The following is a 7,269-nucleotide window of genomic DNA, read 5'->3' as shown; positions in this document are numbered from 1 at the left end:
AAAAATCGATTTTGTAATTTTATGCCGGAGGCGGGCTGGAGGCCCTGGAGCGTTGCTGTACCCTTTTTAGAGAATTTTCACTACAATCCCGTATATTCACCTCGGTTGACCTGAATATAAACTGTTTTGTGTTTTTTAATTTTTTCCTTGAAAACCAGTTTCGGACGCTGATTTTGAGAATAGTTTTGTGCTACGAATCGATTGAAGTGGTTTTTAAATCATCAAATTTTTTGGGAACGACATTGATTAGCCCTGATGGCAGCGGAAAACCCAAAGCTGCAACAAGGCGTGCGCACACTGTTTTGCTGGCGACCAACGGAAGCCGAGCAAAACGGTTGTGCAAACCCTTGGTGTAGCGCGGATTTGCAGCGAACAGCAGGAATAGCTTCAAACCTACACTAGACTTGAAAACTTTGTTAAGCCTCTGTAATTTATTCTTTTGAGAATAATAATGTACCCAAATTTGATCGTACGTGCGTTTCTAAAATCAAATCGATTTTAAATCTTTTATGACTTTAAAGGCAAGATCAACTTCTTCGTCGGAAACTAAAATGGTGAATTCGAAAGAGGTGGAAATTACTTCGTTGATGATGATTCCTTCCCAGGCAAGTCGCTGGAAAATAAAGTAATACACACCGGGCGTCGACACGTTGTCTTTCGGCAGCTTTACGGTAATCGACGCTAGATTCTCGAATTTGTGAAGCAGCTTTTCGCCTACAAAATGCTTGTCTACCAGCTGGCTAACCGATTCGCTAATCACAATATTGGTTTCGGAAACCCCGCGCGACGAGGTGTAAAAAATATCGGTGTAGTTTTTTATATCCGCTATTAAATCGGCTTGTTTGTTCAAAATCGTATCGGAAACCGCAAATGTATAATCGACCAACGAAGAGCGCACAGTAATTTCTCCAATGTTTTTGAGCACTTTTACGATCTTGTGATTCATTCGGAAATCGAGATCTTCCGACAAGCGTTTGAGTGCCATCACAATTGCGCCTTGTTTCACGTCTTTTCCTAATTCTTGCTGTAAATCGGGCAACATATTGCGCGAAAGCGAGGTTAGGTTGATGATTCCTTGCGCGAGTGCGTTTAGCAAAAAGGGCTTTGTTTCGATGTAATTTTCTACAACGGCCGCAATAGTTTTCATAACAGAGTTGCTTTTAGTAAGAACCGCGCTCTACACCTAAATAATGTAACGCCAATTTACATTTTGTGGAATTTCATCCAAACTAAAACGCCGTTCTTGTATATCTGACAATTTGTTTCAAATATAACAACTAGAAATGATAAAATGCATCGGGTAAGTGTTTGATGTCGAAAGATTCGCCATTTTTAACAATCGCAATGATATCAAAACGGAATTCTACCTCATCTTCTAAATCTTCTGCGAAAGCATTTACCGCTTGGAGGAGGTTGTTAATTTTCTTTGATTTTACCGTTTCTTCGGGCAGTCCGAAATCAACACTACTGCGGGTTCGCACTTCAACAGCACACACAACATTGCCTATTCGTGCAATGATATCAATCTCTGATTTTTGGTACACGTAATTGCGTTCCAGAATTTCGTAACCCTGTTCTTCCAAGTAGGTCACGGCCATTTCTTCACCTTTTTTTCCTAAGTCGTTATGCTGCGCCACTAGTCGAAACGTAAAACTGTTTTGTCTTTGCTAACGGTGAGTTTTGCGTGAGCACCTAAAATTAATGCGCGATTATCCGAAATATGACCTGCCAGAAAATCGAAAACCACCGGAATATTGAGGCCTTCAAGATGTTCTGCCACAATCTGGTTGGCGTTTTTGCCCCACGGAACTTCGTTGTCTTTCATTTTTGTCATACCGCCCACAACAACGCCTTTTAGCTTACTGAGGCAGCCGCAGCGCTTGAGGTTCATGAGCATTCGATCGATGTGGTACAGGTATTCGTCGAGGTCTTCGAGAAAAAGAATTTTATTGTCGCAGTTCACCTGACTTACGCTGCCCAGCAAACTGTAAAGAATAGATAGATTTCCGCCAACAAATTCGCCTTCTGCGGCTCCGAGTTGGCTTTCGGAATCGGTTGGTATTTCGTACTGCAACGGTTGTCCGAACAAACATTTTCGAAGCGATTCGACGGCCGCTGGACTTGCGGTAGCCACATTTAAAGGCATTAATCCGTGTATGCTTGCAAATCCTAAATTGTTGAGATGGTTATGCAACACAGTAACGTCGGAAAAACCAATTAGCCATTTGGGATTTTTTTTAAAGGCCGTGAAATCAATTTTATCGATGATCCGCACGGTACCATAACCGCCGCGAACACACCAAACAGCTTTGATATTTGGGTTATCGAATTGCTCTTGTAAATCGGCCGCCCGCTGTTGGTCGGTTCCAGCTAACTGATTGTAATCTAAACCGATAGAACTTCCGATTTTGACTTTTAACCCCCAGCTTTCCAGCAGCTTAATAGCTGGTTTTAGATTGTCGGTAATATTTTTTCGCGCGGTAGCAACTATTGCTACGGTATCACCTGGATTGAGTTTCGGCGGCAATATTTTTTTTCCCTGGTTTTGGGCGTTCGTCGCAGACATCATAAACAAAAATATAAGAATCGATAAGCGCATGTATTTACGCGTTAAGAGAATCCTGACGGATAATTTTTCCGTTTCCTGTTTCTTTAAAAATAGGTTTAAAGATTATTTCCTTGGGTTTTTCGTATTTGTCTAGCTTTTTGAAGGTGTCCTCGGAAAGTTCGTACGGTTCTCCTTCTACAACTAATACCAAACGTTGCCCCAACTCGTTGTCGGGCAGCCCAGCTACAAAGAAGCGGCGGTTGATTTTAGGCGCTAACTTTTCTTCGATTAATTCCGGAGAAAGCTTAATGCCACCTGAATTGATGACGTTGTCGATACGCCCTAACCACGTAAATGTGTGTGGCGTATGCACTTGAACCAAATCGTTTGAAACAATTTTCTCGTTTGAAATATAGGGTGCCGAGATTACGAGACAACCGCGCTCATCGGCGGAAACTTCGATATTCGACATGGTCTGGAAAACGGCGTCGCCAACAGGTTTAGCTGCGATATGCGATACGGTTTCTGTCATTCCAAACGTTTCAAAACAGGCCGTTCCGGAGGCAATTAAATCGGCCTCAAGTTGTGCACTAATTTTGGCCCCACCAACAATTAACTTCTTGATCCATTTTAAGTCGCCAATCGAGTTTTGCGCCTGCAACGGCACCATTGCTGAAAAGGCGTATTGGGTATCGCAGTTTTTCAATGGCTTTGCGCTTGGTGCCACAAAATCGATGTCGAGTCCGAGCACAAATCCGCGTACAAACATCATTTTTCCTGCCACATATTTTGCTGGTAAGCAGTGAAGTACTTTATCGCCTTCCATTAAATCAAAAAAAGCACCTGTTGCCAATGCCGAATTAACCATAGCTTGCTTTTTAACGCGAATACGTTTTGGCAAACCTGTACTTCCGGAAGTATCCATTTCGATATAATCGCGATCGTCGAACCAATCGAGCAGAAAGTTTCCAACGGGCTTTTCAAAATCGGCTCCTTCCTTAATAAAACTGTAGGCTACGCGGCATAAATCATCTTTTCCTAAATGGAAACCATTAAGTTTAAATTTATGATGTACGTCGGTGTAATTGATTGTATGTGTTTCCATTATATTTCATTTTGAGGAATTGGTCCGCTAAGTTTTTCTCGCCAACCTTTCCATTTGTATTTTTTAGCAAAGATGAATGTTAAGATAGGGAAAATAATGACAAGTGGGACAAAAATTTCGAATCCGGCAGACGGCTCCGACAAATCTTTAAAGATCGAGTGAGTTTGAAAGGCTGTCCAGTCGGCAGTTACGAGTAATGCGGTACACAAATTATTAGCTGCGTGAAAACCAAGTGCGAGTTCGGTACCCTCATCCATTAATGTTATCAATCCTAAAAACAAGCCGGTTCCGATGTAATAAAACATGATTACAGGTCCGATTTTATCGACTTCTGGATTGAAAAAGTGCAATCCGCCGAAGATTACCGAGGTGAAAATCCACGGCAACCAACGATTCTTAAACAGTGTCGCAAAGCCCTGCATCAAATAGCCTCTAAAAAGAAGCTCTTCTAAAGTTGTTTGAATAGGAATCATGGGCACTGCAATTAGAAACAAGATGATAAAAGGCAGCAATTCGAATTGCAAAACATAGTGTTCTGGATCTGAAAGCGCGTATGCTACTGTGGTTATGATCGAAAAAATGCTCCAGATTCCAAAGGCAAAATAAATTCGGGAGTAATCGATTTTGGGTCGGCTGGTAACAATTGTTTCAAAAGCTAATCGGTGAACGTACCGAACCGCGAAATAGAGCCCGCCCAAACCTGCTAAAAAAGAAAGCAATAGTAGGAACAGCAATAAGTTGGAGTCCAATACTTTATATAATACGTCTTCAGAAAGTTCGCCCAATTTGCCGTCTTTAGCCGACTGAAATAATACGGCAATCGTTAAAGGGATTTGGCCTATAACACTAGCTACAATTACCAAGACGGATCCCAGCAAGTATTTAAGAAATTCGGACGCTGGTTTATTGGAGACGGAAAAAAAGTTGCTCATTTGTTTTCTTTTTGCGCTAAGTTACAACAGCGGCTTAACATATCGAAGCGTGCCGCTTACTTCATTTATCAAAGCTTTGGCAAAAGTGCCTTAAACCATTGGACTACCTTTGCGGTCAAATTGCCTGAAAAAATAAGCTATGAGAAAGATATATTCCGGAATGTTCTACACATTCATTCTAATTTTCAGCACGTTAGGTGCTTATTCGCAAAACTCTGGAAAAACTGTAAAATTATCGGGACGTGTTTTCGATGCAGGAAATAAAGCACCGATGGAGTACACGACGATTACGCTCAAAAACACAACAACCAATGCCGTTTCGGGTGGAATTACAGACGCTAAAGGTGCCTTTACTATCGACGTTGCTGTGGGTACTTACGACATTACTATTGAATTCATCTCCTACAAACCCGTCGAAATCAAAGGAAAAGCCCTGACGGAAAACACCAACTTAGGCAATTTCTCTCTAGTTGAAGATGCAACTGTGTTAGAAACCGTAGAACTGCGTACAGAAAAAACTACCGTTGAAATTAAGCTCGATAAAAAAGTTTACAACGTGGGACAGGATTTGCTTGTGAAAGGCGGTACAGTTAGCGATGTTTTAGACAATATACCATCTGTAGCTGTTGACACGGATGGAACCATCACTTTGCGTGGAAATGAAAATGTACGTGTGCTTATCGATGGGCGTCCATCAAATGCGATTAACATTTCTGAAGCGCTGCGCCAAATTCCTGCCGATGCAATCGATAAAGTAGAAGTAGTTACGAACCCATCTGCACGATACGAGAGCGAAGGCGGCGGCGGTTTGTTGAATATCATTCTCAAAAAAGGAAAAAACCTCGGAATCAACGGTTCGATTATTGCTTCTGGCGGCACACCAACCAACTATGGTTTAACTGCCAATGTGAACTATAAAACTAAACTCTTTAATCTATTTGGAACAACGGGTTACAACTATCGTAAAAATCCCGGAAACGGATTAAACAACAGCGAATATTTGAACGAAGACGGTACAACCCGAAATTTTATCGATGAAAAAAGAAACAACGAACGTATCAGCGATAGCTACAATACCAACTTTGGTTTCGACTTACTTCTCGACGAAAACACCACTTGGACGCACCAAATGAATTACCGCAGCAGTGAAGGAAGCAACGATGAAACAGTTCGATTTAACAACTTCGACGCCAACCGTGAAAACCTCTTCGTTACGCGTCGAAACAATGAACAAGACAACGCCAGTTCAAGCATTGAATACGCCTCGAACTTTGTACATAATTTCAAAAGAAAAGGCCACAAACTCACGGCAGACTTGTCGTTTTCAACCAGTAGAGATAACGACGAGTCTATTATCGAAAATAACAATACAGCGGTATTGCAAGAACTTACGTTCAACGATCAAAATCAAAAGCGCAACATCATTCAAATTGATTATGTATTGCCTTTCGGAAAGAACCAACAATTCGAAGCCGGATATAAGGGCGACACAAATATTCTGGGAACAGACTTCGTAGTTGGCGGACTCGATGAAAACGGAAATTTCTCCCAATACCAACAGTTTTCTAACAACTTGGAATACAAAGAACGAGTTAACGCGCTTTACACGCAGTATGGAAATAAATTTGGTAAATGGTCGGCGTTGGTTGGTTTACGTTGGGAAGATTCCAACATTGACGTTAATTTACTCACAACCAACAACTTCAACAACAAGCGCTACAACAACTTTTTCCCTTCGGCCTTTTTAACGTACGAAATAACCCCTGAAACCAATGTATCGTTGAGTTACAGCCGTCGTATTAACCGTCCGCGTGGCCGACAATTAAACCCGTTTAGCAACTATTCTTCGAACATCAATATTTTTCAAGGAAATCCAGATCTTGATCCGGCAATGACCGATGCATTGGATTTCGGATTTTTGAAAAGATGGCGAAAATTAACGCTAAACGGATCGATGTACATCAACAGAACGACAGATTCGTTTCAGTTTGTGCGAAAAGAAAGTGGCGATTTCGTAACCACTATCGTCGACGGAGCCGATACTGTAGATGCCAACGGGAATCCAGTTATCGTTGGTGGTGAAGACATTCAAGTACCTGTAATTTTAACCACGCCCATTAACCTCGCCACCGAATACCGTTTCGGATTTGAATTTACTTTAAACTACAATCCATTTAAATGGTGGCGTTTGAATTCAAACTTCAATTTATTCCGAAATGAGACGCAAGGTGATTTCACCTACACCAGTACACAAGGTGAAGAGGTAACACAGAATTTCGACAATATTGCCTTCGGTTGGTTTTCTAGAATCAACTCCAAAGTAAGTCTGCCTTACGGAATCGATTGGCAAACGAACGGTACTTATAACGCGCCTCAACGCAATGCACAAGGTAGATCACTTGGTGTTTTTAGCGCAAATCTTGCGTTTAGTAAAGATATTTTGAAAGATAAAGGAACCTTAGCACTAAATGTTCAAGACGTTTTTAACAGTCGTAAGCGAATTAATGAAACCAATTTGGCTCAATTAAATTCATACTCCGAACAACAATGGCGTGTACGAACTATTACAATGTCGTTTACTTACCGATTTAATAAGAGTAAAACAGATAAAGATCGTCCGACGAGACGCGACGACGACGGTGGGGATTTTCCTGGATAATGGAAAAACGGTTTAGAAAAAGGTC

At 41.4% G+C, this 7,269-nt stretch carries 7 protein-coding genes; 1 reads left to right on the top strand and 6 read right to left on the bottom strand.

Annotation, left to right across the window (positions count from 1 at the left end):
- Positions 1–190: 190 nt before the first annotated feature.
- The 6 genes from CHX27_RS15360 to CHX27_RS12930 all read right to left on the bottom strand — a co-directional run bounded on the left by CHX27_RS15360 (position 191) and on the right by CHX27_RS12930 (position 4,585).
- Entirely contained in the window at positions 191–391 is a 201-nt protein-coding gene (locus CHX27_RS15360; RefSeq protein WP_133063474.1) for a hypothetical protein, read from the bottom strand.
- A gap of 96 nt (positions 392–487) precedes the next feature.
- Positions 488–1,147 (bottom strand): aspartate kinase, encoded by a 660-nt coding sequence (locus CHX27_RS12950; protein ID WP_094487185.1) that lies wholly within the window; start codon positions 1,145–1,147, stop codon positions 488–490.
- A gap of 130 nt (positions 1,148–1,277) precedes the next feature.
- On the bottom strand, positions 1,278–1,637 hold the full coding sequence (locus CHX27_RS12945; RefSeq protein ID WP_094487184.1) for a YraN family protein: 360 nt from the start codon (positions 1,635–1,637) through the stop codon (positions 1,278–1,280).
- Positions 1,637–2,569, bottom strand: a complete 933-nt coding sequence (locus CHX27_RS12940; protein WP_394335703.1) for a S66 peptidase family protein — start codon at positions 2,567–2,569, stop codon at positions 1,637–1,639. Before CHX27_RS12940 ends, CHX27_RS12945 begins: the two co-directional genes overlap by 1 nt.
- 34 nt (positions 2,570–2,603) lie before the next feature.
- Entirely contained in the window at positions 2,604–3,653 is a 1,050-nt protein-coding gene (locus CHX27_RS12935; protein ID WP_094487182.1) for an AMP-binding protein, read from the bottom strand.
- A complete protein-coding gene (locus CHX27_RS12930) occupies positions 3,653–4,585 on the bottom strand; it encodes a CPBP family intramembrane glutamic endopeptidase (RefSeq protein WP_094487181.1) in 933 nt (310 codons plus the stop codon). The genes CHX27_RS12935 and CHX27_RS12930 overlap by 1 nt, the downstream gene beginning before the upstream one ends.
- 139 nt (positions 4,586–4,724) lie before the next feature.
- Here CHX27_RS12930 and CHX27_RS12925 point away from each other — a divergent pair, with 139 nt between their 5' ends.
- Complete coding sequence (locus tag CHX27_RS12925; RefSeq protein WP_094487180.1) at positions 4,725–7,244, top strand: outer membrane beta-barrel family protein; 2,520 nt, start codon at positions 4,725–4,727, stop codon at positions 7,242–7,244.
- Positions 7,245–7,269: the final 25 nt, after the last annotated feature.

Origin of the sequence: Flavobacterium aurantiibacter (genome assembly GCF_002251775.1) — a bacterium.
Classification (GTDB): Bacteria; Bacteroidota; Bacteroidia; order Flavobacteriales; family Flavobacteriaceae; genus Flavobacterium; species Flavobacterium aurantiibacter.
The sequence above is the reverse complement of the archived record's forward strand: the minus strand, read 5'-3'. Positions and strand labels throughout refer to the sequence as shown.

Excerpts from the sequence above, each read along its gene's own strand:
- CHX27_RS12940 (WP_394335703.1), bottom strand. The coding sequence starts at position 2,569 with ATGATGTCTGCGACGAACGCCCAAAACCAGGGAAAAAAAATATTGCCG.
- CHX27_RS12925 (WP_094487180.1), top strand. The coding sequence starts at position 4,725 with ATGAGAAAGATATATTCCGGAATGTTCTACACATTCATTCTAATTTTC.
- CHX27_RS12930 (WP_094487181.1), bottom strand. The coding sequence starts at position 4,585 with ATGAGCAACTTTTTTTCCGTCTCCAATAAACCAGCGTCCGAATTTCTT.
- CHX27_RS12950 (WP_094487185.1), bottom strand. The coding sequence starts at position 1,147 with ATGAAAACTATTGCGGCCGTTGTAGAAAATTACATCGAAACAAAGCCC.
- CHX27_RS12935 (WP_094487182.1), bottom strand. The coding sequence starts at position 3,653 with ATGGAAACACATACAATCAATTACACCGACGTACATCATAAATTTAAA.